Below are 508 nucleotides of genomic sequence, written 5' to 3'. Positions count from 1 at the left end.
TCGGCGGGAAGAGGGGGTCGCCGGCGTAGTGCCCCTCGGGGTTCACCCGGTTGTGCGGCGCGTAGAGCGCCACCTCGAGGAAGTAGGGCGTGTCCGACGACTCGCCGTCCGCGATGAGGTCCATCGCGCGGTCGCCGATCACCGCGCCGGCGTAGGCCCGGTCCTTGGCCGCGTTGCTCGCGCTCGCGGGAGGCGCCGGGTGCTGCACCAGCTGGAGCCGCTGGTCGACGAGCCGGGTGCTGGCGAAGTCCCAGCCGTCGTAGGCCGAGCCGAAGACCGTCTCGAAGGTGGTCCATCCCGGCACCACCGGTGGCAGCGAGCGGCCGGGCGCCCACTCGTACTCGTTGAGGAACTTGCCGACGAACCCGGTGCGGTAGCCCGCCTGCTGGAGCCGCACGTTGAACGCGCGCTCGGGGTTGCCGTTGGTGTCGTAGGCCGGCCAGCCGCCGAGCCGCGAGGTGCCCTTGTTCGAGGTGTTGGTGCGCACACCGGTCTGGTGGGGGTACTG

1 protein-coding gene is annotated in these 508 nt (G+C 71.9%); it reads right to left on the bottom strand.

Annotation, left to right across the window (positions count from 1 at the left end; all coding sequences use genetic code 11):
* A partial coding sequence (locus FB586_RS19030; protein WP_168800639.1) for an alkaline phosphatase family protein occupies positions 1-508 on the bottom strand: 508 nt, incomplete at both ends.

The sequence above is a fragment of the Cellulomonas telluris genome (assembly GCF_004886325.1).
GTDB classification, from domain to species: Bacteria; Actinomycetota; Actinomycetes; order Actinomycetales; family Cellulomonadaceae; genus Cellulomonas; species Cellulomonas telluris.
The sequence above is the reverse complement of the archived record's forward strand: the minus strand, read 5'-3'. Positions and strand labels throughout refer to the sequence as shown.